This is a genomic window from Ensifer sp. ENS11 (assembly GCF_014851895.1).
Lineage (GTDB): Bacteria > Pseudomonadota > Alphaproteobacteria > Rhizobiales > Rhizobiaceae > Ensifer > Ensifer canadensis.
This window is the reverse complement of record NZ_JACVAN010000030.1, coordinates 40,616-67,420: the sequence shown is the minus strand read 5'-3', so window position 1 is coordinate 67,420 and position 26,805 is coordinate 40,616. Positions and strand designations below refer to the sequence as shown.

Sequence of the window (26,805 nt, the reverse complement as noted above, 5' to 3'; positions counted from 1 at the left end):
TACGTTTGCCGGGCAAGCAAGCCGGGGCCACATCTACCCTTCGTGCTGGCCCTCAAGACGCCGCGTCCAGTCCTCGACCCTGCGGGTCGCCAGCCGCTTGATCGCGTAGTCGCGCCAGTTCGTCGGCAAGATATCGAGGTTAGCAATCTCCTGAAGGGCGTCCCGGTTCATCGTGTCGACGTAGAGGTAATGCCAGAGTCGCCTGATGGTCCAAGTCGGGTATCGGCGCTCGACCAGAGCGAGGGCGTCTTCCGCGCAAACGCGCCCTTCCTCGATCACGCGGTAGTACCATCCGGTGCGACCGGATTGCTGGACACGGCGGGCCATGTCGCTTTGACCGAAGCGCTTGTTCAGTTTCCAGCACGGCTGCCGGCCCTGGCTGACTTCGAGCAGGGCACGGCCCAGGCGAAACCGATCTCCGACGGCCACATCATCTTCCGTCAGTCCGGATGTCGACAGGTTTTCGCCGAACGCTCCAGGGTGATCGAGAACCGCTGCCGGGTCGATCTCCGACCGCCAGAGCCGGTAATGATCGCCGGGGTAGTGGTGCACAGCCTTCTCGATGCCGCCGTGTCGTTTAAGGTCGCCCTGGTGATCGCCAACGAAGCCGGTCGGCGACAGGTGCAACGCCCCGGCGACCGGCTTCTTGTCGATACCGCTTTGCGTCCCGCGTTCATCGATGGCGGTCAGTGAACCCACCAGCAATGCATTGAGGGCAATCGGCTTTATTTGCTCAGGCCGCATGCAACTGCTCCAACCATGCCGTCATCATCGAGTCGGCGGCCGTCGCTAGTGTGGCCCCGTATTGCGTCGCATCGTCGCGAAGTTTTCCGATGTCGATCTTTGCCGCCACCAGCTCGCAGGCGTGACCGACCAGCCACCGCTCAAACGCCACTCCCGCATCCGCCTCGGGGTGAAACTGAAGCCCGAGAATATTGTTGCCGATGGAAAACGCCTGCTGCACGGTCTTTGGGGTCGACGCCAGCAAAGTGGCGCCGGCGGGAAGATCGTAGGTATCGCCGTGCCAATGCAGCATCGGCACGCCATCCAGATGACGAAGCGGAGAAGCACGGCCGGCCTCGCTAAGGCTGATCGGGTCGAAACCGATCTCCTTGATCCCCAATGGAAAGACCCGCGCGCCGCTTGCGCGCGCAATCAGCTGCGCGCCAAGGCAGATGCCGAGGGTCGGCCGACCGGTCTTCAGTCGTGCTGCCAGCACCTCGACCTCCCGCTGCAGAAACGGGTAGGTCCGGTCCTCGTAGGCGCCGATCGGTCCGCCGAGTACAACGACAAGGTCGGGGGCGTCCGGCGCGAAATCCAGAAAATCGGCGGTTCCGACATCGCGGTATTCTATCCCGTAGTCAGCGCGAAGGGGAGCGGCAAAGGTGCCGAGATCCTCGAAATGAACATGCCTGATCACCAGGGCCGATTTCAGTGTCATCGCTTTCCTGTCTCTATTCGACGTGAAATCTCATCGGGAATTGCGCAGCCGTCAGTCGTGCAGCCGGCGATGTCCACCGGCACAGTCGTTGCCGGCAGCGGTTCTGCAAGTGCTGTCGCCAGCCAAGCTCCGACGAGCAGATCGTCCTCGATCCCGAATCGATGGTGGCGGACCTTGCCGTCGCGGCCAATGATGATGGTCGTGGGCGTGCCACGCATCCCGTAGCCCTGCATCGTGCGCGGTATCGGCGTATCGGGTGATGCCGCGTCGACGCCGATCGGAAAGCTTAGACGGTATTCGTGGATGAACGCCTTGAGGGCCTCCGGACCCATCGCCGTATGATGTTCGAAAACCGTGTGCAGGCCGATCACTTGGAGATCGGTGTCGCGAAACAGCCGCTGCACGCGCTGGGTCTGCGGCAATCCGTACGATACGCAGGCGGGGCAAAGCATCTGAAAGGCGTGGATGAAGACGACGCGTCCGCGCAGCATGCCGAGGCTCAGCGGCGTTGCGGTGTTGAACCAGTTGCTCACGTCCAGTTCCGGCGCCTGATTTGAGAGATCAGCGATCATGAGGCCATTCCTTTTGGGAGGGGCCGGGCAGGCAGGACCTGCCCGGCGGGATGTCAGGCCGCTTCGCGCACGAGCTTGACGCCGGGGAAATCGACCGGCACGGCGAGGGCCACGTTGATGTAGTTGGTGAAGAGATTGAGCGCCACGTGCGCGATGATCTCGACAATGTCCTGATCGTCGAAGCCGGCATTGCGCAACGCCTTGACGTCAGCATCCGAGACCTGACCGCGTTCGTCGACCAGGATGCGGACGAATGAAAGCACCGCCGCGGTCTTCGGATCAGCGGAGTGGCCGCGTTGGGCGTCAGCCATGTCCTGCGCTGTCGCGCCGGCCTTGCGGCCGAGAGCCGTATGCGCCGCCAGGCAATAGTGGCAATCATTGCGGTCAGCGACGGCGACGGCAATCTGCTCGCCGAGTTTGGCGCCGAGCCGGCCATTGCCAAGCGCGCCGAACGAACCCCACATGCTGGCAAGTGCCGCCGGGGAATTGGCCACCGCCTTGAACATGTTCGGTGTCGCGCCGAAGGCCGCGTGGATGCTGCCCAGCAGTTCTGCACTGGCACCGGTTGCCGTCTTGGGGTCAACTAGATTAATTCTGCTCATGGTTTTCTCTTTCTATTTGCGTGGAGGGAGAAAATGCCGGTCCGCCGATGGCAGTCGACGGGCCGGCGCCGACATCATCGGGGCCGAAAGCGCGCTTGAATGCGGTGAAATCCTTTGGTCCCGAGGGTGAAGCGGTTTGTCCTGGTGCCGACGTCAGCACGCTGGGGCGTGGCAGCGCCGGTCCATTGGTCGAAACAAATGATGGGTCGGTGGTGTACTTCATTGCATCTGCCCCACCTCAGGCCGCGCCACGGTTGAATATCTTCCAGGCGGCGGCCTGGCTTGAGGCGTCTGCCGTTTCGTATTCGCCGCAATCGATGCGCAAATCCGCTTGGCCAAACGGTGCGTTGACGAAGGCGCAATGGTGCGGCTCTTTCGAACCCGGATAGGCATTGGGCTGGAAGTATCGGCAGTTCACACACATGCGTTGTTCCGGGATGGCGCCGGACGCCTGCAGCGTGCGGATGATCTTGACCAGATGAAGCAGCAGATCTTCCTGTTCGAGCGTCGATAGCGACGCAAAGGCAGCGTCTGTCGCCGAGGCAATCATGCCGGCGCGGCGCACGGCGGCCTCGCCTTCGGCCGTCGCGGCCACCGCTACGGCCCGCGCATCCGAAGGGTCCGCCAGCTTCTCGACAAAACCCTTGCGCGTCAGTGCATTGATCGAATCCGTCGCAGTCGGTTGGCTGACGCCGAGATGGGCTGCGATCTGTTTGACGCGCATGCCAGCTTTGCCACGGCCCACCAGAAAGATCAGGATCTGCAGTTGTGTCGGGTTCAACCCGATCACGTCGGCGGCCGTCCATGCTTCGGTCCGCATCGCCGTCGCTATCCGTGCGAACCCGTCGCCTATGCGGTCGATAATTGCAGGCGGTGTCGTCGTGTTCTTTGCCATTCCTGATATATATAGGAGTCCTATTTAGTGTCAATTCACCGTCGCCGGGAATCCGCATCCAATTTGACGCGCATCAAATTAGGTGCACGGCCTTCGGACTAATACTGCGGCGAACAACCCAAGCACGGGCTGCTCGGTCAAACGGAGAAGACGATGTTGAAAGCAATCAAGAGCGGATTGGGCCTCGCAATGGCGGTCATGCTTATCGCTGCGCCCGCAACCGCCGCGGATTTCGAAGTGCACATGCTCAACAAGGGCAAGGAAGGCGCGATGGTGTTTGAACCTGCGTCGCTGAAGGTTGCGGCCGGCGACACGGTGACGTTCATCCCGACCGACAAGGGCCACAACGTCGAAACGATCAAGGGCATGATCCCGGATGGCGCAGAGGCATTCAAGAGCAAAATCAACGAAAACTACAAGGTGACCTTCACTGCACCCGGCATCTACGGCGTGAAATGCACGCCGCACTACGGCATGGGCATGGTCGGCGTGGTTCAGGTCGGCGACAGCCCGGCCAACCTCGCAGCGGCGAAGGGCGCCAAGAACCCGAAGAAGGCGCAGGAACGGCTGGACGCCGCATTCACAGCACTCGGCAACTAAAGCAAAGCCACACTGAAACGAGCGGGCGGGGACGGGCCGCTCGACGGCGCCGCCCACCGGGCGGAAGGCGGCGCCATCATGCGGAACCAATGCGAAGCACTCGCGTTGGTTCCGCATGGAGCAAATCGTAGCAGACATGTTTCCGCCGTCGCAGATTCCCTATCCGGTCATCTTCGCGCGCATTCTCGGGGCCCTGCTGATGGGCTCGATCATTGGCTTCGAGCGTGAAGCCAAAGCCCGCCCGGCCGGTCTCAAGACGCACATGCTCGTCTGCCTCGCCGCCTGCACCTTTGCAGTCATCTCGCTTGAAAGCGTCTATATGAAGGGCTTCATAGACGAGCGGGTCCGGATCGATCCCTTGCGCGTCGTTGAAGCGGTCACCGCGGGCGTCGCCTTTCTTGCGGCGGGCACCATCGTACTGTCGCGCGGACAGGTCCAGGGCCTGACGACCGGCGGTAGTCTGTGGTTGGCGGGCGCCATTGGCCTCGCTCTCGGCTTCGGCCACTGGATCATCGCTGCCTTTGCGACAGGATCCGCCTTTCTTGTTCTTTCCGTCGTCGGCAGGCTCGAAGCGGTAGTTGAGGAGGAAGAGCAACCCGGCCCTCAACCTCAGGCATCCAAGCCTCGCGACGAGAAGGTGAGCCGCATCCGCAAGAGCACCCGATAGATTTCGCATCCTGCGCCGCTTGGGACGGCACCATTTTTCACTCACCGCTCTGCAGCGTTTCTTTCGATCCATGGCTTTCTTGGCCGGCAGATCAGGCCGGGCGCAATGGTCATTTGCATCTTGCAAAAAGCCTCCATATGTGAACAGTATCTTTACATAAGAAAATTCATGGAGGAGATAATGCCCAACCAGCACAGCCGCGCCCATATGATAAGCGCGACCACTCGCTGCCAGCTGCCAATGCGGATACGAGCCAGCGCAGGGTTTTCTCATGAATGAATTCTCGCCAACCGTTGGCGTGTCTACGACACGCCCCACCGACATGCCGGAGGATCACGCTGCCCTTCCGGTGTGGAATGCCGAAAACTGGTTTTACGAGGATTGGCCGGTCGGCCAGCGCATCCGCTCGTTGCGCCGGACGATCTCCGAGAGCGACAGCCACCTGTTCAACACGCTGGTCGTCGACATCCACCCTTATGTCCAGGATCAGATGTTCGCGGAACGGGAAGGCATCTTCGGCCGCCGACTGGTGGCTGGCGCCTTCGTTTTTTCGGCCGGCCTCGGCCTCGTCGCCACCAACTGCGTCAACGCTTTTTCCTACGGCTATGACAAGCTGCGCTTCATCAAGCCGGTCTTTCTGGGCGACACGATCTACACGATCCGCACCAACATGGACAAAACACCGCGCTACAAGGAGCTTGGCCTGATCCGGGCCAGTTATCAGGTCTTCAAGAACGAGGGTGAGCTGGTGCTCTACTGCGAGCATCTGCAGACGGTGAAGTACAACAATCCGGCTGACTTCGTCGGCAAGACAGAGAAATAAGAACAGCGATGCACGAGGAAAACGAACTGCCTTTGGCCGGCCTTGTCGTCGTCGACATGAGCCAGTTTCTCTCCGGTCCCTATTGCTCTCTACGGCTGATGGACCTGGGCGCGCGCGTCATCAAGATCGAGCGCCCGGATGGCGGCGATCTATCGCGCCGCCTCTATCTCAGCGACACCGAGATCGGTGGCGATTCCACCATCTTCCATGCGATCAATCGCGCTAAGGAAAGTCTGGCAATCGATCTCAAGGACGAATCCGATGTCGCGGCGCTGAAGGCGCTGCTCGCCAAGGCCGACGTCCTGATCCAGAACTTCCGACCTGGCGTCATTCAACGGCTGGGCTTGGACTACGAGGCCGTTCGGGCGATCAACCCGCGCATCGTCTACGCTTCGATCAGCGGTTATGGAGAGGAGGGCCCTTGGGTCAAGCGGCCCGGTCAGGACCTGCTGGCGCAGGCGCGCTCCGGCGTGATGTGGTTGAACGGCGACGAAGCGCAAGGGCCGGTCCCCTTCGGTCTTGCCATTGGCGATATGCTTGCCGGCGCTGCAGCCGCCCAGGGCATTCTTGCTGGTCTCGTCCGCCGCGGCATCTCCGGCAAGGGCAGCCTGATTGAAACCAGCCTGCTCGAAGCGCTGGTCGACTTCCAGTTCGAGGTGCTGACGACCCATCTCAACGACGGCAGGCGGCTGCCGAAGCGCTCGGATTTCCGCAGCGCCCACGCCTATCTGTCGGCGCCCTACGGGGTCTACCCCGCCAAGGACGGCTACCTCGCGATCGCGATGACGCCGATCTCGAAACTTGCCGACCTCCTGGAGATGCCGCAGCTCGCGCCCTATTGCGACGACCCGTCTTCGTGGTTTTCCGCAAGAGACGAGATCAAGGCCCTGATCGCCGAGCGCATCGGCGAAAACACGGTGGACCATTGGCTGGCCGTGCTCGAGCCGGCCGACATCTGGTGCGCTCGCGTGCTCAACTGGAACGAACTGCTGGAAAGCGACGGCTTCCGCACCCTTGACATGCTGCAGACGGTCAACCGCGAAGACGACGTGTCAATCCTGACCACGCGTTCGCCGCTGCGGGTCAACGGTCGGCGCGCCCAGGTCGATCGCGCTGCCCCCAGAATCGGCGAACACAGTGCATCGATCCGCAAGGAGTTCGGCCTATGACCGTCACCCTCAAGGGCATGACGTGGAGCCATCCACGCGGTTACGACCCCATGGTGGCGTGTTCGAGACTCTGGCAGGAAAAGACCGGGGTTGCCATCCATTGGGAGAAGCGCTCGCTGCAGGATTTCGAGACCTATCCGGTCGAGGAGCTCGCCAAGGCATACGATCTGATCGTTATCGATCACCCGCATGTCGGGCAGATCACCAATGAAGGGTGCCTTGCGCCTCTTGATGTGGCCGGTCGAGAAGCGGAACGTTCCGTGCTTGCAGCCGGGTCGGTCGGGCAATCCTATCCGAGTTACAGCTGGAACGGGCGCCAATGGGCCTTTCCGATCGATGCCGCGGCACAGGTCCAGGCCTGGCGCCCTGATCTCGGAGAGCGTGTTTCGAGCTGGTCCGGCATGTTGGACCTCGCGCGCAAGGGTGCGGTGCTGCTGCCGCTGCGACCGCCGCATTCGCTGATGAGCTTCTACACGCTCTGCGGCAATCTCGGTCACCCCTGCGCAGTGAGCGGACAAGCGGACCTGGTGGACCGTGACGGAGGCGTTGCCGCCTTCGAGATGCTCTCCGAGCTTGTATCGCTGATCGACCCCGCCTGCTTCGCGATGGATCCGATCGCGGTGCTGGAGGCGATGTCGGCCCCGGAGGCAAAAGCCGCCTGCGCGCCGTTAATCTACGGCTACGTCAGCTACTCGGTTGCCGGTTTCCGGCCGTCGCTCATCCGGTTTGGCGACATTCCGGTCGCCGGCCAGCATGGCCCAAGCGGTTCGGCGCTTGGCGGAACGGGCATTGCCGTCTCCGGCTTCTCGTCGTCCATCGACGCCGCGACCGACTTTGCCTATTGGGTTGCAAGCGGTGCGGTCCAGCGCCAGGCCTACGCCTTTGGCGGCGGACAGCCGGGACACGGCGACGCCTGGGACGACGATGCGGTGAACGCGGCGACATCAAACTTTTATCGCGCGACCCGTGCGACGCTCGAAACCGCCTGGGTGCGTCCCCGACACGATGGTTACATGCCGTTCCAGCAGGCGGCCTCGGATCGCATCAATGACGGGCTATTGCGCAAGGAGATGGCGCGACAGGTCGTTGACGATCTCAACCGGCTTTTCACCGAAAGCTTCGCGGCGGCGTAAAGAGAAACACCGGAGATAAGCGATCGGCTCATCTCCGGTGTTCAGCAAAAAAGGCCGACCTAGCGGTTTCAGGCTTTGTCGTGAGGGTGGGTGGCCACAATGGGCCGCGTTGCTTCCTTACGCGAGATTCCAGATTCGACGTGCGTTTGCCGACAGCAGCTTTGTCCGCTCGTCCGGACTGCAGTGCTCCAGCAACGCGTGAGTGGTCGCAACCCAGGTTGAAAGGTTGGCGCCGAGCGTGCAGACGGGCCAATCGCTGCCCCAGACGACGCGGTCCCAGCCGAGAGTAGCGATCGTATGCTCGACGTAAGGTCGTAGCGTCTCGACATTCCAGCTTTCATCCGCATAGGCGACGACGCCGGATATCTTGGCAACCACGTTCGGCCGCTTTGCGATCTCGCGCATATGGTCACGCCAGGGATGTTCGGCGCCGTTGCGGATATCGGGAACGCCGCAATGGTCGAGCACGAACTGCAGATCGGGCACGAGATCGGCAAGGGCAATCGCTTTGGGGATCTGGTGCGGCAGGACGCAGAGATCGAAGGTAAAACGGTTACCGCCAAGCCGCCTGATGTTCTCGCGGAAGAGGGCGCCGTCCGACAAATCGTCCGGGACCACATGCAGGACACGGCGAAACCCCTTGACGAGGGGATCGTCCTGTTGCCGTTCGAGATAGGCGGCAAAGCCGTCCTCTTCCGGCCGGCACGCGGCAATTGCCCCCTTGAGCAGACTGCCCGCTCTTTGCGAGAGTTGCCGAACTTCTGACGTCTCCAGCTCCATTTCGCCGGGATCGACGTCAACTTCCATGTGCAACGCCGTGCCGATGCCGACACGCCGGGCCTCCGCCTCATAGGTCGAATAGAGGAAATCCCGATCCAGCGCCGGGACGCCCGTCAGCCAGGGATAGGTCAACGCGGACTTGTTGATGAGATGCAGATGGGTATCAACGATCACGATGCGGCTTCCTCCATACGCCTCACACTCTCACACGAGAAGAGATCATTCAAATAAGAAATTGACAGTATGCAGCGATCGCGGACGTCGTGTGCCGACCGTAGATCCGGCACCTGCTCATTCCGACGATTGCGCCACATCCGATCCCGCGAGCACCGAAAGCTGTGTTGCCGCGCTGCGCAGGAGCGAGATCGTCTCGGTGATATCAGGCGCAGATGGCGCATTGACCAGCGCAATATAGGGAATGGTCAATGCCGCGATGCCACGGCCGTCAGGCCCGAGAATGGGCGCCGAGAGGTTGTAGACGCCGGCCGTCTGGGCGCTTGCCATCATTTCGTAGCCACGCTCGCGGATCTGGTCGAGCCGGGCATAGAATTCCGGACCAAGCAAGATCTCGTCCTTGCTGCGCGCGTGCTCGGCGATCATCATTTCCCGCTCCTCCGGCGTGCGGAAGGCGAGCAGGATGTGACCGGAGCCAGTATCGAACAGGCTGATGTGCGAGCCGACCCTGATTGAGATACCCCAGTAATCAGGCGCTTCCTGCTGGGCGATGACCACGGCCGAGCCGCGATCGAACACGGCCAACTGGTTGGCCTGCTTCGACCGCTGGGCAAGATCGCGCATCAGTGGCGTCGCATAGGAGGCCAGCCGCCGCACCGGTGCGTGAAGCTGGGCCAGGCCGAAAAGCTTCAACGTCAGGGAATAGCGATCGCCATCGATTCGCGTGACGTAGCCGCGGCGCACGAGCCGGTCGAGCATCCGGTAGAATTCGTTCGGGCTCCGATTGAGCCTTTTCGATATTTCCGCCTGCGTCAGGCCTCCATCGACGCTCGCCAGCAGTTCGAGAATATCAAGTCCCTTGTCCAGCGCGGGGGCGCGGTAGCGATCGGACTCTTCGGTGTCCATGGGCGTCCTCCTTAGTGAATATCGATATCCATATACGCAGAGAAAGCCGCCGACAAAAGAAAGTTCACCCTTGACGAGCGATAAAATTGTTGTTTGTATATGAATTAGTTTCTCACAAATGAGAAATGCGGGCCGGGATGAGGGCGCGCTACAGTGGAGGAGAGGTTATGAACAGGCTGCTTTCCGGCGTCTCGGCCGGAGTCATCATGCTTGCCTGCGCAGTGGGAGCGGCCAGCGCCGCGGAACTGCCCGGCAAGTTCGAAGGCGTCACCATCGACGCCAAGCTGATCGGCGGACAGCAATACGAAAAGCTCTATGAGCGCATCGCCGAATGGGAGAAGGCGACCGGCGCCAAGGTCAATATCCTGTCGAAGAAGAATCACTTCGAACTCGACAAGGAGATCAAGTCGGATATCGCCACGGGCGGTATCAGCTGGTGCGTCGGTTCCAACCACTCTTCCTTCGCCCCGCAATACCCCGACATCTATACCGATCTCCTGGCACTGCTTCCGCCGGAAGAAATCGCAAAGTTCGTGCCGGCTGTCATCGACGCCTCGACGCTCGGCGGCAAGCTCGTCATGCTTCCACGCGCGCAGTTCGACGTGTCGGCGCTCTACTATCAAAAGAGCCTCTACCAGGACGATGCCAAGAAGGCCGCCTTCAAGGAAAAATACGGCTACGACCTCACGCCGCCGGATACCTGGGCGCAGGTCAGCGACCAGGCAGAATTCTTCGCGGCCCCGCCGAACTTCTACGGTACGCAGTTTGCCGGCAAGGAAGAGGCCATCAATGGCCGCTTCTATGAAATGCTGGTCGCCGAAGGTGGCGAATACCTCGACAAGGATGGACGTCCGGCCTTCAATTCCGAAGCCGGCATCCGGGCGCTCGACTGGTTCGTCAAGCTCTACAAGGACAAGGCCGTTCCTCCGGGCACGACCAACTACCTCTGGGACGATCTCGGCCAGGGCTTTGCTTCCGGCTCGATCGCCGTCAATCTCGATTGGCCTGGCTGGGCGAGCTTCTTCAACGATCCGAAGTCGTCGAAGGTTGCCGGCAATGTCGGCGTCAAGGTTCAGCCGGCAGGTTCCTCGGGCAAGCGCACGGGCTGGTCCGGGCACCACGGCTTCTCGGTCACCGAGGACTGCGCCAACAAGGAAGCGGCAGCTTCGCTCGTCTGGTGGCTGACCAACGAGGATAGCCAGAAGCTGGAATCGGCGACCGGTCCGCTGCCGACGCGCACCGCCGTCTGGGAATACAACATCAAGGCCGCCGAGGGCGATGCCTACAAGACTGAGGTGTTGCAGGCTTTCCAGGAAGCGGCAAAGCATGCATTCCCGGTTCCGCAGACTGCAGAATGGATCGAAATCTCCAACGCCGTCTATCCTGAACTCCAGGCCGCCATCCTCGGCGACAAGACGTCGAAGGAAGCGCTCGACACTGCCGCCGAAAAGGCGACCGGCATCCTGGAAGACGCAGGAAAGCTCTGAGTAGAGACAGGAAGGCGGCGCCGATACCAAGGTGTCGGCGCCGCCTTCGTCATTTACTGCGTAACTCCCTGGATCGGAAATGGTCAGGAAGGATTATGCAGCAAGTTTAATGCCTTGCAGCGTCTTTTTCGCGTCATATCTGACGCGCGGCACTGTGATGTCACCCTCAGGAATGCCTGATGAAGCTCAAGAAACTGTCCGCACCGGTCCTTCTGCTGCTACCGGCCTTTGTCGTGCTGGCAGCGGTCATCGTGGTGCCGTTGCTCTTCTCCTTCTATTCGAGCTTCACGCCGTTCCGGCTGACCAAGCCTGAATCGCTCTGGATCTTCGTCGGTCTGCGCAACTACATCACCGTGCTGAGCAACTGGGATTTCTGGGTCGCTTTCGGCCGCACCGTCCTTCTGCTCACCGTCGCACTGAACACGGAGATGCTGCTTGGCCTCGGCCTCGCGCTCCTTGTCAACAAGGCCACCCACGGCCAGCGGCTGCTGCGCACCATCATGATGTTCCCGATGATGTTTTCACCGGTGCTCGTCGGCTTCCAGTTCAAATTCATGTTCAACGACAACATCGGTTTCGTGAACAATGCGCTGCAGTCGCTCGGGCTGACGGACCGCGCCATCCCCTGGCTGATTGACGGCAACCTCGCGCTGATCTCGATCATCATTGCCGAGGTCTGGTCGTCGACTGCGGTCTTCGCGATCCTCATTCTTGCCGGTCTTCTGGCGATGCCGAAGGACCCGGTCGAGGCGGCGCATGTCGATGGCTGCACGCCATGGCAGACATTCCGCTACGTCACCTGGCCCTATCTCATGCCTTTTGCCTTCATCGCCATGACGATCCGCTCGCTCGACGTCGCCCGCGCCTATGACATCGTGAAGATCATGACCGATGGCGGCCCGGCCAAGCGCACCGAGCTTCTGTGGACCCTGATCGGCCGCACGGCCTACGCCGACGCCCGCATGGGGATGGCCAACGCCATGGCCTATGTCGCCATCCTGCTGTCGATCGTCTTCACCGTCTATTTCTTCCGCAAGCTCGCCGCCGCGCGCCAGCAGATCGGAGCCGAGTGGTAATGGATATCAATTCGTCACATCGCCTGCGCCGGCGCCTCCTGAAGACGGCGCATCTGATCGGGCTGTTTCTCGCAATGGCCGTGATCTGCCTGCCGGGCCTCTGGATCGTGCTGTCGTCGTTGCGCCCGACCGTCGAGATCATGGCAAAGCCGCCGGTCTGGATCCCGGAAAGCATTTCGCTGGATGCCTACCGCGCCATGTTCGCCGGCGCCGGGCAGGGCGGGGTTCCCGTCTGGGACTACTTCCGCAACTCTCTCATCATCTCCGTCACGTCGACGGTGATCGCTCTGGCGATCGGCATGGCCGGTGGTTATGCCTTTGCCCGTTACCGCTTCAAGGCAAAGTCGGCGATTTTCCTCGGCTTCATGCTGACGCGCGCCGTTCCCGGCATCGCGTTGTCCCTCCCGCTCTTCATGATCTATGCCCGCACCGGCATCATCGACACGCATTTCTCGCTGATCCTGACCTATGTCGCGCTGAACGTGCCCTTCACTATCTGGCTGATCGACGGCTTCTTCCGTCAGGTACCGAAGGATCTGGCGGAAGCCGCCCAGATCGACGGCTGCACACCCTGGCAGGCATTCTGGCAGGTGGAGTTTCCGCTTGCTGGCCCCGGCATTGCCTCCGCGGGCATCTTCGCCTTCCTCACGTCCTGGAATGAATATGCTCTGGCCTCGCAGATCACCCGCTCGGTCAACTCGAAAACTCTGCCCGTCGGCCTGCTCGACTACACCGCCGAGTTCACGATCGACTGGCGCGGTATGTGCGCGCTCGCCGTGGTCATGATCGTCCCGGCGCTCACGCTCACCTTCATCATTCAAAAGCACCTCGTTTCGGGCCTCACCTTCGGCGCGGTGAAAGGATAACATTCATGGCTCCTGTCACCCTCAGGAAACTGGTCAAACGCTATGGCGCGCTCGAAGTCGTTCACGGCATCGATCTCGAGGTGAAAGACCGCGAGTTCATCGCCCTGGTCGGCCCGTCCGGTTGCGGCAAATCGACGACGCTGCGCATGATCGCCGGCCTCGAAGATGTCAGCGGCGGAGCCATCGAGATCGGTGGCCGCAAGGTCAACGACCTGCCGCCGCGCGCCCGCAACATCTCGATGGTCTTCCAGTCCTACGCGCTCTATCCGCATATGACGGTCGCCGAGAACATGGGTTTCTCGCTGAAGATCGCCGGCCGCTCTACTGACGACATCAAGGCGCGCGTCGATGAGGCTGCGACCATTCTCGATCTCGGCCATCTGCTGGAACGTCGCCCGTCGCAGCTGTCCGGCGGCCAGCGCCAGCGCGTGGCGATGGGCCGTGCGATCGTGCGCCAGCCCGACGTCTTCCTGTTCGACGAGCCGCTGTCCAACCTCGACGCCAAGCTGCGCACCCAGGTGCGCACCGAAATCAAGAAGCTGCATGCCCGCATGCAGGCGACGATGATCTATGTGACGCATGACCAGGTCGAGGCGATGACGCTTTCCGATCGCATCGTCATCATGCGCGACGGCCATATCGAACAGGTCGGAACACCGGAAGAAGTCTTCCAGAAACCCGCGACGAAGTTTGTTGCCGGCTTCATCGGCTCGCCGCCGATGAACATGGACGAGGCCGTGGTCGACCATGGCCAGCTGGTGTTTGCGACCGGCGTCCGTCTGCCCATCCCGCCGCGGTTTGTCGGCGCGCTCCGCGCCGGCCAGAAGGTCACATTCGGCCTGCGGCCCGATGATATCTACCCCACGGGCCATGGCCTTCATGCCGGCGATGCCGCTGCCGTGCACGAGGTTGAGCTGCCCGTCACCATCACCGAGCCGCTCGGCAACGAGACGCTGGTGTTCATCCAATTCAATGGCCGCGACTGGGTTTCGCGCATGCTCAATCCGCGTCCGCTTCGCTCAGGCGAAAGTGTGCGCATGAGCTTCGATCTCTCCCGCGCCCATCTCTTCGACATCGAGACAGGAAAGGCTCTGGAAGGCTGACATGGCAAGGATCGAGAAAATTGAACTGCGTATGGTCGATCTGCAGCCGAAGGTGAAGCGGACCGACGCGATCCAGAGCTTCGTCAGCCAGGAAACGCCGATCGTCACGATCACGGATTCCGACGGCGCGACCGGGACGGGCTACAGCTACACGATCGGCACGGGCGGTTCCTCCGTCATGCGCCTGCTGTCCGACCACCTCGTTCCGATCCTGATCGGCGAGGACGTCGATTGCATCGAAGCCATCTGGCACAAGATGGAATTTGCCACCCATGCGACGACGATCGGCCCGATAACGGCGCTGGCACTCGCTGCCGTCGACACCGCCCTTTGGGACCTGCGCGCACGGAAACAGAAGCTGCCGCTCTGGAAGCTTGCCGGTGGCGCCAAGGACAGTTGCCCGCTCTACACCACCGAAGGCGGTTGGCTGCATATCGAAAAGGAAGCCCTCGTCGAGGATGCGCTTCAGGCCAAGGCCAAGGGTTTTTCCGGCTCCAAGGTCAAGATCGGCAAGCCGCACGGCTCCGAGGACTATGATCGCCTGTCGGCGATGCGCAAAGCGCTCGGTGATGGCTTCGAGATCATGACCGACTGTAACCAGGGTTTTACCGTTGACGAGGCGATCCGCCGGGCCGCTCGGCTGAAGGAGTTGGATCTCGCCTGGATCGAGGAGCCGCTGCCGGCCGACGATCTCGACGGCCACATCCGCCTGACACGCTCGACCCCGACCCCGATCGCCGTCGGCGAATCCATGTATTCGATCCGGCATTTCCGTGAGTACATGCAGAAGGGGGCCTGCTCGATCGTCCAGGTCGACGTCGCCCGCATCGGCGGCATCACGCCTTGGCTGAAGGTCGCGCACGCTGCTGAGGCTTTCGATATTCCGGTCTGCCCGCATTTCCTGATGGAACTGCATGTCAGCCTTGTCTGCGCCGTGCCGAACGGCAAATATGTCGAATACATTCCGCAGCTCGATGAACTGACAACCAAGGGCATGGAGATCCGTAACGGACGCGCCATTGCGCCGTCTGAAGCCGGCATCGGCATTGCCTGGGACTGGGATGCTGTGAAGGCGCGCTCGATCAACGAGTTCACCCGGGAATTCGTGAAGTAGGGAGGCCGCCATGCAACGAATGGGAATGGTGATCGGTCTTCAGCCCGACAAGATCGCCGAATACAAGACGCTGCACGCTGCCGTCTGGCCGGAGATCCTTACGCTGATCTCCGAATGCAACGTCACGAATTACTCCATCTTCCTCAAGGAGCCGGAAAACCTGCTGTTCGGCTACTGGGAATATGTCGGCGAGGATTTCGCAGCCGACATGGCCAGGATGGCCGCGCACCCGAAGAACCAGGAATGGTGGTCGGTTTGCATGCCATGCCAGAAGCCGCTCGAAACGCGCGGGGATGGCGAGTGGTGGGCGATGCTGGAGGAAGTCTTCCACCACGACGGAAAGGTCTTGCATCGTGACTGACCAGTTCGATCCGACGTCGCTGCAGCAATCCTGGCCGACACCCGAAAAACCGCGCCCGATCGTCATCTTCGGCGCCGGCAGCATTGTCGGTGATGCGCATCTTCCGGCCTATCGCAAGGCAGGCCTTCCCGTCGCCGGCATCTTCGATCCCGATGTCAAGAAGGCGGCGTCGCTTGCTGCCGAATGGGGCATCCGAGCGTTTGCGACCGAGACCGAGGCGCTGGCAATCCCAGATGCGATCTTCGATCTGGCGACGCCGCCGGCAGCGCATGCTGCAATCCTGTCGAAACTGCCAGTAGGATCGGGCGCCCTGATCCAGAAGCCGATGGGCGCAGATCTGGCAGCAGCCACGGAGATCCTCAACATCTGCCGTGACCGGCAATTGCAGGCGGCAGTCAATTTCCAGCTTCGCTTTGCCCCGATGATGCTGGCGCTGCGCGACGCGATCGAAAAAGGCTATCTCGGCCAGATCGTCGACTTCGATGCGTGGCTTGCACTTGCCACGCCCTGGGGTCTCTGGCCGTTCCTCAAAGGGTTGCCGCGGATCGAGATCGCCATGCACTCGATCCATTATCTCGACCTGATCCGCGGACTGCTCGGCAATCCCGACGGTGTGCACGCCAAGACGATCGGCCATCCCAATCATGAGGTGGCGCAGACCCGCACGGCCGCCATTCTCGACTACGGCGACCAGGTGCGCTGCGTGCTTTCGGTCAATCACGACCATGATTTCGGCCGCAAGTTCCAGGCCTGCGAGTTCCGTATCTCGGGAACCGAGGGGGCGGCATACGTCAAGCTGGGCGTCAATCTCGACTATCCGCGCGGCGAGCCCGACGAACTGTGGATCCGGCCAGCCGGTGGCACGGAATGGGTGGAGGTGCCGCTCAACGGCGCCTGGTTCCCAGACGCTTTTGCCAATCGCATGGCCAACCTGCAACGCTTCGTTAGTGGCGAGGACGAGCAGCTGATCGGCGCAGTCGACGACGCCTGGCAGACGATGGCGCTGGTCGAGGCCGCCTACCAATCCAGCGCGCGGCCTGCAACCGCGATCGCGCCACTTCCCGGACGTTGACGATGTTGGAACAGACAATCCATTTCGAAGACTATGAACTCGGCCATGTCAGGTTGAGCACAGGCCGTACGATCACCGAGACCGACTTCGTGGTCCATGCCGGGCATACGGGCGACTTCTTCCCGCACCACATGGACGCGGAATTCGCCAAAACCTTGCCCGGCGGCCAGCGGATCGCCCATGGCACCATGATCTTTTCCATCGGCGTCGGCCTGACGGCGTCGCTGATCAATCCCGTCGCCTTTTCTTATGGCTATGATCGGTTACGGTTCGTGCGTCCGGTTCATATCGGCGACACCATCCGCACCCGCGTGACGATCTCCGCCAAGGAGGACGATCCGAAGCGGCCGAAGGCGGGACGTGTCGTCGAACGGTGCGAAGTTATCAACCAGCGTGGCGAGGTCGTCCTCGCCGCCGATCATATCCTGGTCGTCGAACGCAAAGCATGAGGGGTCAACAATGACAACGGGTCTTTCGGGTAAGGTCGTCCTTATCACCGCCGCAGCCCAGGGCATCGGCCGCGCCACCGCGCTTGCCTTTGCCAAGGCCGGCGCCAAGGTGCATGCCACCGACATCAACACCGAGGCACTCGCAGCGCTGGCCGCAGAAGCCTCTGTTGAAACCCATCGGCTCGACGTTCTCGACCCAGGCGCTGTCGAGGCGCTGGTTGAGAAGATCGGTCAGGTCGACGTGCTCTTCAATTGCGCCGGTTTCGTGCATGCCGGCTCGATCCTCGACATGAAGGATGCCGACCTTGAATTCGCCTTCGACCTCAACGTCAAGGCGATGATCCGCACCATCCGGGCCGTGTTGCCGGGCATGCTTTCGCGCAAGGACGGCTCGATCATCAACATGGCTTCGGTTGCGTCCAGCATCAAGGGCGTGCCGAACCGCTTTGCCTATGGCGTGACCAAGGCGGCCGTCATCGGCCTGACCAAATCCGTTGCCGCCGACTATGTCGCCGACGGCATCCGCTGCAATGCCATCTGCCCTGGTACGGTCGAAAGCCCATCGCTGCAGGATCGCATGCGGGCACAGGGCGATTACGACGCGGCGCGGGCCGCCTTCATCGCCCGTCAGCCGATGGGCCGGATCGGCACGCCGGAAGAGATCGCCGATCTCGCCCTCTACCTCGCCGGCGCGACCTATACCTCCGGGCAGGCCTATGCCATCGATGGCGGCTGGACCATCTGAGCACTCAAATCAGGGATATGACACCATGAAACTTCTTCGTTATGGCGAACCGGGGCAGGAAAAGCCTGCAATCATCGACGCGAGCGGCACGCTTCGCGATCTTTCCGGCCATGTCGCCGACTTCTCGGGAGCAGCGCTGGATCCTGCCAAGTTGGCGGAGCTGGCCAAGCTCGATCTTGCCAGCCTTCCGGCTGTGGCCGGCAGCCCGCGCCTCGGCCCTTGCGTCGCTGGCACCGGCAAATTCATCTGCATCGGCCTCAACTATTCCGACCATGCCGCCGAAACGGGTGCGACCGTTCCCTCCGAGCCGATCATCTTCATGAAGGCGACGTCGGCCATCGTCGGTCCGAACGATGACCTCGTCATTCCGCGCGGCTCCGAGAAGACCGACTGGGAAGTCGAACTCGGCGTCGTCATCGGCCGCAAGGCGAAGTATGTCAGCGAAGCCGAAGCCCTCGACTATGTCGCCGGCTATTGCACGGTCCACGACGTGTCAGAGCGCGCGTTCCAGATCGAGCGCCAGGGACAGTGGACCAAGGGCAAGTCCTGCGACACCTTCGGCCCGACCGGCCCATGGCTGGTGACGAAGGACGAGATTCCGGATCCGCAGAACCTGCCGATGTGGCTCAAGGTCAACGGCGAGACGATGCAGAACGGCTCATCCAAGACCATGGTCTATGGTGTCGCCTATCTCGTCTCCTACCTGTCGCAGTTCATGTCGCTGCAGCCGGGCGACATCATTTCGACCGGTACGCCGCCGGGCGTCGGCATGGGCATGAAGCCGCCGCGTTACCTCAAGGCCGGCGATGTCGTCGAACTCGGCATCGAAGGTCTCGGCACCCAGAAGCAGTCCGTACGCGCGGACGACTGATCTATTCTCATTGGAGCAAACATGACCCGCATCACCGATCTGCGCGTCTTCGATCTGCGCTTTCCCACATCGCAGAGCCTCGACGGTTCCGATGCCATGAACCCGGACCCTGACTATTCCGCGGCCTATGTCATCCTCGACACCGATAGCCCCGGATTGGCGGGCCATGGCCTGACGTTCACGATCGGGCGGGGCAACGACATCTGCTGCATGGCGATCAAAGCCATGCAGCATCTCGTCGTCGGCAGCGATACGGCGGAGATACTCGCCAATCCAGGCCGCTTTTGGCGACATCTGACCAGCGACAGCCAGCTGCGCTGGATCGGCCCGGAGAAGGGGGCCATTCATCTGGCCACCGGTGCCATCGTCAACGCGATCTGGGATCTGCTCGCCAAGGAAGCCAGCAAGCCCGTCTGGCAACTCGTCGCCGACATGTCGCCGGAAGAGATCGCCGACATTGTCGACTACCGCTATATGACCGATGTGCTGACCCGCGACGAAGCCGTGGCGATCCTGAAGCGTGCCGAAGCCGGCAAGGCGGAGCGTATCGCGACGCTGAAGAGCGAAGGTTACGCCTGCTATACGACGTCTGCCGGTTGGCTCGGCTATGACGACGACAAGCTTCGCCGGCTGGCGCAGGAGGCAATCGACCAGGGCTTCAATCACGTCAAGATGAAGGTCGGGCGTGATCTCGCCGACGACATCAGGCGCCTGACCATTGCACGCGAAGTCATCGGCCCGGACCGCTACCTGATGATCGATGCTAACCAGGTCTGGGAGGTCGGTGAAGCGATCGACTGGGTCAAACAACTGGCCTTTGCCAAGCCGTTCTTCATTGAGGAACCGACAAGTCCCGATGATGTCGCCGGCCACCGTAAGATCCGTGAGGCGATCGGCCCGGTGAAAGTCGCAACCGGTGAGATGTGCCAGAACCGGATCATGTTCAAGCAGTTCATCGCCGAGGGCGCGATCGACGTGGTGCAGATCGATTCCTGCCGCATGGGCGGCCTGAACGAAGTGCTGGCGGTTCTGCTGGTGGCGGCGAAGTATGAGCTTCCAGTCTGGCCGCATGCCGGCGGGGTAGGGCTCTGCGAATACGTCCAGCATCTGTCGATGATCGACTACATCGCCGTGTCTGGGACCAAGGATGGCCGGGTGATCGAGTATGTCGACCATTTGCACGAGCACTTCCTCGAGCCGTGCATCATCCACAACGCCGCCTACATGCCGCCGGAACGTCCAGGCTTTTCGATCGAGATGAAGCCGCAGTCCATCAAGGATTACACGTTCAAGGGCTAGTAGCGCCGATTATCCCTGAGAGGGTATTCATATATAAGGTGTGAATTCAAACGTGTTGCTTGAAGCCGCTGCAGGATCTCTGCGGCGGCTTTTGCTTTTTCCGCCAACGGGACGCGGAATGGCGCTCTCACCTTCGAACAGCCGCGGCACCGAGACATTCCACTTGACGCTTGTGACTCATTCGTAAATAACTTATTCATTCGCTTATGAATGAATTCCGGAGGGGAGTCCGGAACAGGAGGATCCAATGAAGAAGTTCGTGCTCGCGGCTGCCATCGCCGCTCTGTCCTATTGCGGTAGCGCCAATGCGCAGGAATACAGCCTGCGTTTTTCGACCTCGCAGGTGAATCCCAACGAGCCGATCGTCAAGGCGATGAAGACCTTCTCCGAGCGCGTCGAGAAGCGTTCTGACGGCCGAATCGCGATTACCGTGATGACCGGCGACCAGCTCGGCGCGCAGAAGAAGGTCAATGAGATGGTGATGAGCGGCGCCAGCCTGCTCAGCGCCACCGACTACGGCCAGCTCGGTCAGTTCGTGCCCGATATGTCGATCCTGGCCGGCCCCTACGTCTATCCGAGTCTTGAGGCCACGGACCGCCTGTTTGCATCGGACCTCTACAAGGAACTGTCGGGCAAGCTCGAGGCGCAGGGCATCAAGATCATCATGCCCAACGGCCTCTTCGGCTACCGCCACATCATCTCCAACAAGCCCGTCCGTACCCCGGCCGATCTTGCCGGCGTGACGATCCGCGTGCCGTCCTCGCCGATCATGATGGCGACCTTTGGCAGCTACGGCGCACGCCCGACGGAACTTCCCTGGGGCGATGTCTACAACGCGCTGCAGACCGGCGTCGTCGATGCCGCTGAAGGGCCATTCGGTTCGATCGCCGGTGCGAAGCTGAACGAGACCCGCAAGGTCGTCTCCAAGACCGGCCACCAGATCATGTTCACCGCCTGGGTCGCATCGAGCCAGTTCTTCAACGGCCTGCCGGAAGATCTGCAGAAGATCCTTCTGGAGGAGGGGCAGACGATCGCCAAGGAACTGACTGAGATGACGCTCGAAACCGACGACGCCTATGCCAAACAGCTCGCCGACTCCGGTGTCGAGATCGTTACAGACGTCGACGTTCCAGCCTTCGTCGAGGCGTCGCGCATCGCCTATGACAAGGTGCCGAACATTACTCCCGGCATCTACGACCGCGTCCAGAAGGCGATGGCCGAGTAGGCGGACACGCTCGCTCCCGCCGCCAACCCGGCGTCGGCTCGACGGTCGACGCCGGGTTGGCAGATCAGCTCACAGGGAATGTGAGACTGGTACAGCCGACCGCAAATGGGTGGCGCTATCGGCCACCCATATCCTTCTCTTCACATGACCGAGGCCGCCATGGAAACCTCACACCTTCAGGAAGAGACAATTCCTCTTCTCAGTTTTCGCCGCGCCGACGAGGCGATTGGCGTTGTCGCGCTCATCGTCATCGTCTTTTCGATCCTCTGGGGTGTCGTCAGTCGCTATATTTTCCCGCAGCCGGCTGCATGGACCTACGAACTGGCGATCATGGCCTTTGCCTATCTCGTGTTTTTCGGCGCCGTTGCCGGTGTTCGGTTGGGGACGCATGCGGCGATCGATGTGCTGGTCACGGCCTTCCCCGCAGGCTGGCAGAAGGCGATTGCCTGGTTCAATTACCTGTTGCTCGCCGTCTTCTTCCTGGTGATGACGGTGCTGTTTGCCTGGCAGGCATGGACGTCGCGCCAGGTCCACACCATCGCGCTCGACCTGTCGCGCAGCCTCTCCTATGGCCCGCTCGCCCTGGCATCCGCCGGCATGTTCGTTCAGCACCTGATCGTCGAGAGACCGTGGACCGCGCGGGTGCATCGCAATGTGGAATCGCTGATATGACCTTCTTTCATCTTGCCGGCCCGTCGCTGCTGGTCGTCGTTCTCTTCCTTTTGTCCACCCCGATCACCTGGGCGATGGCGATCGGCGCGCTGGCGTTCTTCCTCATCAACATGGACATGATTCCACTTGCCAACTTCGCCCAGGAAATGGCCGAAGGTAGCCAGTCCGTGTCGCTGCTGGCGCTGCCGCTGTTCGTACTCGCCGGCTGCATCATGAACGCCTCGGGCATCACCCGCCGGCTGCTCAACCTCGCAGACGTCCTCGTCGGCCATATGACCGGGGCACTCGCCCAGATGTGCACGGTTCTCGGCACGCTGCTTGGCGGCTTGACTGCATCCGCCAACGCCGATGCGGCGATGCTTGCCAAGACGCTGGGCGTCGAAATGTCGGAGCGGGGATACAGCCGTGCCTTCGCTGCGGTTATCACCTCATCGGCCGCCATTATCACCAGCCTGATCCCGCCGTCGATCGGTCTTATCGTCTATGGCTTCCTTGCCGAAACCTCGATCGGCCGGCTGTTTGCGGCTGGCGTCGTGCCCGGCCTTGTGCTTGCCGGCGGCCTGATGATCACCACCTACTTCATTGCCAAGAAGCGTGGCTACAAGCCGCTGCGCAAGGAGCGGGCGAGCCGTGCCGAAGCGATGAAGGCGCTGGTCGACGGTCTCTGGGCGCTGTCGATCCCGATCGTCATCTTCGCCGGAACTCGCTATGGGCTGTTCACCACCACGGAGGCTGGTGCAGTCGTCGTCGTCTACGTGCTGTTCGTGGCGGTCTTCGGTTACCGTGAGTTCACCATCCGCCAGATCCCGGAAGTGCTTGCCGAGTCGGTGCGCGATTCGGCCGTGGTCATGATCATGATCTGCGCGGCCGCGGCCTTCGGTTTCTATCTCGCCTGGGAACAGGTGCCTCAAGCGATGTCCGGCTGGCTGGGTGCAGCAACCGACAACCCGCTGTTGATGCTGTTGCTGATCAACGTGCTTCTGATCGTCATCGGTACGGCGATCGAGGGGTCGGCAGCGCTGATCATCCTCACGCCGATGCTGATCCCGATCATCGACGGCGTCGGTATCGATCGCGTGCATTTCGGCGTCGTCTTCATCACCAACCTGACCATTGCCGGCATTACGCCGCCGGTCGGTGGTCTGATGTACATCTCGTCGATGGTGCTGAAGGTTCCGATGATGGCCTATGCACGCGAAGTGCTGCCCTATCTCGCGATGATGATGGTGCTGTTGCTGATGCTCAGCATGTTCCCGCAGCTTTCGCTCTGGCTGCCGAACCTCGTTTACGGGACCACGGCAGTTCAATAGTCGATTGCCGGCCGCAATGAAGAACTGCGGCCGGCAACTGCTAGCATTTCACCCCGCCTGCGGCACCAGGTTTGCCGGTGCGCGCTGACCGATGGTCAGGACCAACAGTGCGGCGACGATGCACAGCAAGCCGGCGGCAATAAGCGCTGGCGTATAGGTCTCGAGCGACGTCCTGCTCGCGCCGGCGAGGAATGCAGCGCTCGCCGCGCCGAGCTGGTGTCCGGTAAACACCCAGCCGAAGACCAGCGCCGCCCGCTCTGCACCAAAGCGTTCCGCCGAAAGCTTCACGGTCGGCGGGACGGTCGCGACCCAGTCGAGGCCATAGAAGATGGCGAAGATCGACAGCGTGTAGATGTTGAAGCCGCTGAAGGGAAGGAACAACAGCGACAGGCCGCGAAGGCCGTAGAACCAGAAGAGCAGCCAACGATTGTCATAGCGGTCGGAGAGCCAGCCGGAAAAGACCGTACCGACGAGGTCGAATACGCCGATCAGCGCCAGGAAACCGGCCGCACCGACGGCAGCGATGCCGACATCGCCGCAGATCGACACCCAATGCATCTGGATCAGGCCATTGGTACTGAAGCCACAGACGAAGAAGGTCGCAAACAGCACCCAGAACGTGTTTGAACGGGACGCTTCCTGCAGCGCCTTCAATGGCGAAAGCAACAGGGTGCGCAGATTATGCTTCTGTGCTGGAGCCGGCACGATCGCCCGGCCGCCATAGGGCGCCAAGCCGACGTCAGCAGGCCGGTCCTGCATGAACAGGAGCACGAGGAGGAAGGCAAAGGACAGGACCGCGATGACGACGGTGAGGGCGGTGCGCCAGCCGATCGCCTCGGTGAGAGAGGCGAGGAGGGGCAGGAACACCAACTGCCCGGTGGCATTGCTGGCCGTCATCAGGCCGACAACGAGGCCGCGCCTTTTGTCGAACCAGCGCGTGGCGACGGTGGCGCCGAGCACTAGCGCGGTCATGCCCGTGCCGACGCCGAGAACGACACCCCAAAGCGCTACCATCTGCCACAACTGCGTCATGAAGAACGACGCAATGATGCCGGTAACGATGAGAACCAGCGCCGCGGAAACGACCTTCCTGACGCCGAAGTGGTTCATGAAGGCTGCCGCGAACGGCCCAAGCAGACCGAAGAGCACGAGGCGAATGGCGAGCGCAAACGATATCTCGGCAGTCGACCATCCGAACTCTGTTTCGAGTGGCTTGATCAGAACGCCCGCGGACCCCATTGCACCGGCCGTCGCCAGCATGACGAGGAATGTAACGGCCGCGACAGCCCAGCCATAATGGATGTCACGTTTGGCGAGATATCGCGCAAGCACCGGTCCGAACATCGGCCATTTCCTTCCATCGATCGATTGTGTTGATTTGACTAGAGAGCCTGCAGCAGGGCCGTCAGTTGGGCCGACGCTTCATCCCCGAGCTTGGCCTCGATTGCCGTCTGCACGCCGTCCCAGAGAGGAGCCCCGTCACGCAGGACTTGCCGCCCCTTCTCGGACAATTCGACAGCCGACTCCCTTTGATCCTGCCCGCTCACCATTACGACCAGCGCCATTTTTTCAAGGACCTTGACGTTCCGGCTGACCGTCGAACGGTCGAGTTCCGTGCGCTGGCCGAGATCCGTCAGAGAGATGGGCTCCGCCCGCTGGATGTTTCGCAGCAGACTGAACTGCGCGAGATTGACGCCAATAGGCGCAAGCGCGTCGTCATAGAGCGACGTCACTCGTCTCGAGGCTTTGCGCAGGAGGATGCAATAACAATAGGACATATTGCGTGTATATACACGCAATATTCTGGCGTCAAGCCCTGCGTGCGATGGCACATCCAAGGGTGCGGCAACGGCCGGTCAATCAGACAATCACCCGATGAATCGTGACCGCCCTGTCAAGGATTGCGCAGCCCGACCGGCTGCGGCTAAGACCTCGTCTTGAAAAGAGCCCTTTGAGCGGGCAGGGCGAAGCCGACCCCTTCACCAGAGACAATCAGCAAACGCATTGGAGCCGGATCATGAGAACCGCCTTGCAACGGAAGATATTGGAAGTTTGCGATCGGAAGATCGCTGAAAAGGGACCCGGGGTGGGCCTCTCGTTCTATGCCTTCTTTGCCAACAAAAACGAAGACCCAGAGCTTTTGATGGAGGCGGCCGAATGGTGGATCAGGACCCATCGGCTCGACCATTTCGAGAAAGCCGTGAAGATCCGCGCGATGGTCGCCGCTTTGGGCGAGCAGACGCCGATCCGATAAACGCGAACCGCGGGCGTTCTTTCGAGCACCCGCGGCTTAGCTGATTGTCACTGAAATGGATTGGCTGCCCTCTTGGGCAGCCTCCGGGCGTATCGCCTCGTCTTGACGGAGGTCGCTTTGCCGAGACTTACTCGGCCGGTATCGCCTCCCCGCGCGTCTTGACCAGGCTCCAGATCACGCCGCTTGCGATGATCGCAAAGGTGATGCCAAGCGACAGCGCCGCCGGGAATTTCTCCAGGCCCAGCAGATCGGCAACGAAGATCTTCGAACCGATGAAGATCAGAACCACGGCCAGAGCCGGCTTCAGATAGCGGAAGCGGTGGATCATCGCTGCCAGTGCGAAGTAGAGCGCCCGCAGGCCGAGAATGGCGAAGATGTTGGACGTATAGACCAGGAACGGATCGGTGGTGATGGCGAAGATCGCCGGTACCGAATCGACGGCGAAGATAACGTCAGCCACCTCGATAAGCACGAGGGCCATGAACAGCGGCGTGATGAACCAGATCAGCTTGCCGCTCTTCGGATCTGCCCGCTTGACGAAGAAATGTTCGCCGTGATGGGTCTCCGTTACATTGAAACGGTTCCGCATGAAGCGCACCAACGCGTTGTTGGAGATGTCGGGCTCGGCTTCTTTCATGAACAGCATCTTCAAGCCGGTAACGACGAGGAAGGCGGCGAAGATGTAGAGTAGCCACGAGAATTCAGCGACAAGCGTCGCACCGACGCCGATCATGATGGCGCGCAGGACGATGACGCCGAGGATGCCCCAAAAAAGCACCCGATGCTGGTAGAGACGCGGGACGGCAAAGAATGAGAAAATGAGGGCGATGACGAACACGTTGTCGAGCGCGAGCGTCTTTTCGACGACGAAGCCGGTCATGTAGGCAAGGCCGGCGTCGGCGCCCAGATACCACCAGACCCAGCCGCCGAAAGCGAGGCCAAGCGAGATGTAGAGCGCTGAGAGCCTGATGCTCTCGCCGACCTCGATTTCCTTGTTTTCCTTGTGCAGCACGCCAAGGTCGAAGGAGAGGATAGCGATGACCAGCGTGATGAAGCTGTGCCACATCCAGATTGGCTTACCCAGCCAATCGATAAACAAAAGGGAAGCATCCACGGAATAGAGCTCCGCCGGCGCAGAT

At 61.3% G+C, this 26,805-nt stretch carries 31 protein-coding genes; 20 read left to right on the top strand and 11 right to left on the bottom strand.

Annotation, left to right across the window (positions count from 1 at the left end):
- Positions 1-33 precede the first annotated feature (33 nt).
- From IB264_RS32145 to IB264_RS32120, 6 genes are read right to left on the bottom strand one after another with little or no spacing between them, the layout of a single operon-like run.
- Entirely contained in the window at positions 34-744 is a 711-nt protein-coding gene (locus IB264_RS32145; protein WP_171520657.1) for an MOSC domain-containing protein, read from the bottom strand.
- On the bottom strand, positions 734-1,441 hold the full coding sequence (locus tag IB264_RS32140; protein WP_198956849.1) for a glutamine amidotransferase: 708 nt from the start codon (positions 1,439-1,441) through the stop codon (positions 734-736). The genes IB264_RS32145 and IB264_RS32140 overlap by 11 nt, the downstream gene beginning before the upstream one ends.
- The gene (locus IB264_RS32135; protein WP_057214702.1) at positions 1,438-2,013 is read right to left on the bottom strand and encodes a redoxin domain-containing protein; all 576 of its coding nucleotides are present in this window, start codon (positions 2,011-2,013) and stop codon (positions 1,438-1,440) included. Before IB264_RS32135 ends, IB264_RS32140 begins: the two co-directional genes overlap by 4 nt.
- A 53-nt stretch (positions 2,014-2,066) precedes the next feature.
- Positions 2,067-2,615 carry a carboxymuconolactone decarboxylase family protein gene (locus IB264_RS32130; RefSeq protein WP_057208047.1) on the bottom strand — a complete coding sequence of 183 codons (549 nt, stop codon included), beginning with the start codon at positions 2,613-2,615 and terminating at the stop codon, positions 2,067-2,069.
- On the bottom strand, positions 2,602-2,838 hold the full coding sequence (locus IB264_RS32125) for a hypothetical protein (protein ID WP_156407982.1): 237 nt from the start codon (positions 2,836-2,838) through the stop codon (positions 2,602-2,604). The genes IB264_RS32130 and IB264_RS32125 overlap by 14 nt, the downstream gene beginning before the upstream one ends.
- Positions 2,839-2,853: 15 nt before the next feature.
- Positions 2,854-3,435 (bottom strand): MarR family winged helix-turn-helix transcriptional regulator, encoded by a 582-nt coding sequence (locus tag IB264_RS32120; RefSeq protein WP_234907940.1) that lies wholly within the window; start codon positions 3,433-3,435, stop codon positions 2,854-2,856.
- Positions 3,436-3,699: 264 nt separating this feature from the next.
- On the opposite strand from IB264_RS32120, the gene IB264_RS32115 reads away from it, so the two are divergent.
- The 5 genes from IB264_RS32115 to IB264_RS32095 all read left to right on the top strand — a co-directional run bounded on the left by IB264_RS32115 (position 3,700) and on the right by IB264_RS32095 (position 7,902).
- Positions 3,700-4,110: a pseudoazurin gene (locus IB264_RS32115; RefSeq protein ID WP_107027273.1), complete on the top strand. Its 411-nt coding sequence runs from the start codon at positions 3,700-3,702 to the stop codon at positions 4,108-4,110.
- A gap of 115 nt (positions 4,111-4,225) precedes the next feature.
- Entirely contained in the window at positions 4,226-4,777 is a 552-nt protein-coding gene (locus IB264_RS32110; RefSeq protein WP_057208043.1) for an MgtC/SapB family protein, read from the top strand.
- A 271-nt stretch (positions 4,778-5,048) separates the two neighbouring features.
- Positions 5,049-5,600: a MaoC family dehydratase gene (locus IB264_RS32105; protein WP_025428732.1), complete on the top strand. Its 552-nt coding sequence runs from the start codon at positions 5,049-5,051 to the stop codon at positions 5,598-5,600.
- Between the two features lie 8 nt (positions 5,601-5,608).
- Entirely contained in the window at positions 5,609-6,769 is a 1,161-nt protein-coding gene (locus IB264_RS32100) for a CaiB/BaiF CoA-transferase family protein (protein WP_025428733.1), read from the top strand.
- On the top strand, positions 6,766-7,902 hold the full coding sequence (locus IB264_RS32095; protein ID WP_057208041.1) for an ABC transporter substrate-binding protein: 1,137 nt from the start codon (positions 6,766-6,768) through the stop codon (positions 7,900-7,902). Before IB264_RS32100 ends, IB264_RS32095 begins: the two co-directional genes overlap by 4 nt.
- Before the next feature lie 117 nt (positions 7,903-8,019).
- Here the strand turns inward: IB264_RS32095 and IB264_RS32090 are convergent, their stop codons facing one another.
- Together IB264_RS32090 and IB264_RS32085 are read right to left on the bottom strand one after the other, a co-directional pair.
- Entirely contained in the window at positions 8,020-8,856 is an 837-nt protein-coding gene (locus IB264_RS32090) for an amidohydrolase (RefSeq protein WP_057208039.1), read from the bottom strand.
- Positions 8,857-8,973: 117 nt separating this feature from the next.
- Entirely contained in the window at positions 8,974-9,762 is a 789-nt protein-coding gene (locus IB264_RS32085) for an IclR family transcriptional regulator (RefSeq protein ID WP_057208037.1), read from the bottom strand.
- Positions 9,763-9,929: 167 nt separating this feature from the next.
- On the opposite strand from IB264_RS32085, the gene IB264_RS32080 reads away from it, so the two are divergent.
- The 14 genes from IB264_RS32080 (at position 9,930) to IB264_RS32015 (ending at position 23,412) form a co-directional block, all read left to right on the top strand.
- The gene (locus IB264_RS32080; protein WP_057208035.1) at positions 9,930-11,249 is read left to right on the top strand and encodes a sugar ABC transporter substrate-binding protein; all 1,320 of its coding nucleotides are present in this window, start codon (positions 9,930-9,932) and stop codon (positions 11,247-11,249) included.
- Positions 11,250-11,428: 179 nt separating this feature from the next.
- Positions 11,429-12,325: a carbohydrate ABC transporter permease gene (locus IB264_RS32075; protein WP_025428738.1), complete on the top strand. Its 897-nt coding sequence runs from the start codon at positions 11,429-11,431 to the stop codon at positions 12,323-12,325.
- Positions 12,325-13,191 carry a carbohydrate ABC transporter permease gene (locus IB264_RS32070; protein WP_025428739.1) on the top strand — a complete coding sequence of 289 codons (867 nt, stop codon included), beginning with the start codon at positions 12,325-12,327 and terminating at the stop codon, positions 13,189-13,191. The genes IB264_RS32075 and IB264_RS32070 overlap by 1 nt, the downstream gene beginning before the upstream one ends.
- Positions 13,192-13,196: 5 nt before the next feature.
- On the top strand, positions 13,197-14,294 hold the full coding sequence (locus IB264_RS32065) for an ABC transporter ATP-binding protein (RefSeq protein WP_025428740.1): 1,098 nt from the start codon (positions 13,197-13,199) through the stop codon (positions 14,292-14,294).
- A gap of 1 nt (position 14,295) precedes the next feature.
- Positions 14,296-15,408 carry a mandelate racemase/muconate lactonizing enzyme family protein gene (locus IB264_RS32060; RefSeq protein WP_057208031.1) on the top strand — a complete coding sequence of 371 codons (1,113 nt, stop codon included), beginning with the start codon at positions 14,296-14,298 and terminating at the stop codon, positions 15,406-15,408.
- A 10-nt stretch (positions 15,409-15,418) separates the two neighbouring features.
- Complete coding sequence (locus tag IB264_RS32055; protein WP_057208030.1) at positions 15,419-15,769, top strand: L-rhamnose mutarotase; 351 nt, start codon at positions 15,419-15,421, stop codon at positions 15,767-15,769.
- Complete coding sequence (locus IB264_RS32050; protein ID WP_057208028.1) at positions 15,762-16,841, top strand: Gfo/Idh/MocA family protein; 1,080 nt, start codon at positions 15,762-15,764, stop codon at positions 16,839-16,841. The genes IB264_RS32055 and IB264_RS32050 overlap by 8 nt, the downstream gene beginning before the upstream one ends.
- Before the next feature lie 2 nt (positions 16,842-16,843).
- Complete coding sequence (locus tag IB264_RS32045) at positions 16,844-17,290, top strand: MaoC/PaaZ C-terminal domain-containing protein (protein ID WP_025428744.1); 447 nt, start codon at positions 16,844-16,846, stop codon at positions 17,288-17,290.
- A gap of 10 nt (positions 17,291-17,300) precedes the next feature.
- Complete coding sequence (locus tag IB264_RS32040) at positions 17,301-18,035, top strand: SDR family oxidoreductase (RefSeq protein ID WP_057208026.1); 735 nt, start codon at positions 17,301-17,303, stop codon at positions 18,033-18,035.
- Between the two features lie 25 nt (positions 18,036-18,060).
- Positions 18,061-18,906: a fumarylacetoacetate hydrolase family protein gene (locus IB264_RS32035; protein ID WP_057208024.1), complete on the top strand. Its 846-nt coding sequence runs from the start codon at positions 18,061-18,063 to the stop codon at positions 18,904-18,906.
- Between the two features lie 21 nt (positions 18,907-18,927).
- On the top strand, positions 18,928-20,205 hold the full coding sequence (locus IB264_RS32030; RefSeq protein WP_084814741.1) for an L-fuconate dehydratase: 1,278 nt from the start codon (positions 18,928-18,930) through the stop codon (positions 20,203-20,205).
- 247 nt (positions 20,206-20,452) lie between these two features.
- Positions 20,453-21,430, top strand: coding sequence for a C4-dicarboxylate TRAP transporter substrate-binding protein (locus IB264_RS32025; protein WP_025428748.1), 978 nt, complete (start codon positions 20,453-20,455; stop codon positions 21,428-21,430).
- A 159-nt stretch (positions 21,431-21,589) separates the two neighbouring features.
- On the top strand, positions 21,590-22,102 hold the full coding sequence (locus tag IB264_RS32020; protein ID WP_025428749.1) for a TRAP transporter small permease: 513 nt from the start codon (positions 21,590-21,592) through the stop codon (positions 22,100-22,102).
- Positions 22,099-23,412 (top strand): TRAP transporter large permease, encoded by a 1,314-nt coding sequence (locus IB264_RS32015; protein WP_025428750.1) that lies wholly within the window; start codon positions 22,099-22,101, stop codon positions 23,410-23,412. Before IB264_RS32020 ends, IB264_RS32015 begins: the two co-directional genes overlap by 4 nt.
- 48 nt (positions 23,413-23,460) lie before the next feature.
- Here the strand turns inward: IB264_RS32015 and IB264_RS32010 are convergent, their stop codons facing one another.
- The gene (locus tag IB264_RS32010) at positions 23,461-24,756 is read right to left on the bottom strand and encodes an MFS transporter (protein WP_025428751.1); all 1,296 of its coding nucleotides are present in this window, start codon (positions 24,754-24,756) and stop codon (positions 23,461-23,463) included.
- 38 nt (positions 24,757-24,794) lie between these two features.
- Positions 24,795-25,190 carry a MarR family winged helix-turn-helix transcriptional regulator gene (locus IB264_RS32005; protein WP_025428752.1) on the bottom strand — a complete coding sequence of 132 codons (396 nt, stop codon included), beginning with the start codon at positions 25,188-25,190 and terminating at the stop codon, positions 24,795-24,797.
- A 239-nt stretch (positions 25,191-25,429) separates the two neighbouring features.
- Here IB264_RS32005 and IB264_RS32000 point away from each other — a divergent pair, with 239 nt between their 5' ends.
- Positions 25,430-25,666, top strand: coding sequence for a DUF6500 family protein (locus IB264_RS32000; protein ID WP_057208094.1), 237 nt, complete (start codon positions 25,430-25,432; stop codon positions 25,664-25,666).
- A 127-nt stretch (positions 25,667-25,793) separates the two neighbouring features.
- Here the strand turns inward: IB264_RS32000 and IB264_RS31995 are convergent, their stop codons facing one another.
- The gene (locus IB264_RS31995; protein WP_192435064.1) at positions 25,794-26,780 is read right to left on the bottom strand and encodes a TerC family protein; all 987 of its coding nucleotides are present in this window, start codon (positions 26,778-26,780) and stop codon (positions 25,794-25,796) included.
- Positions 26,781-26,805 lie beyond the last annotated feature (25 nt).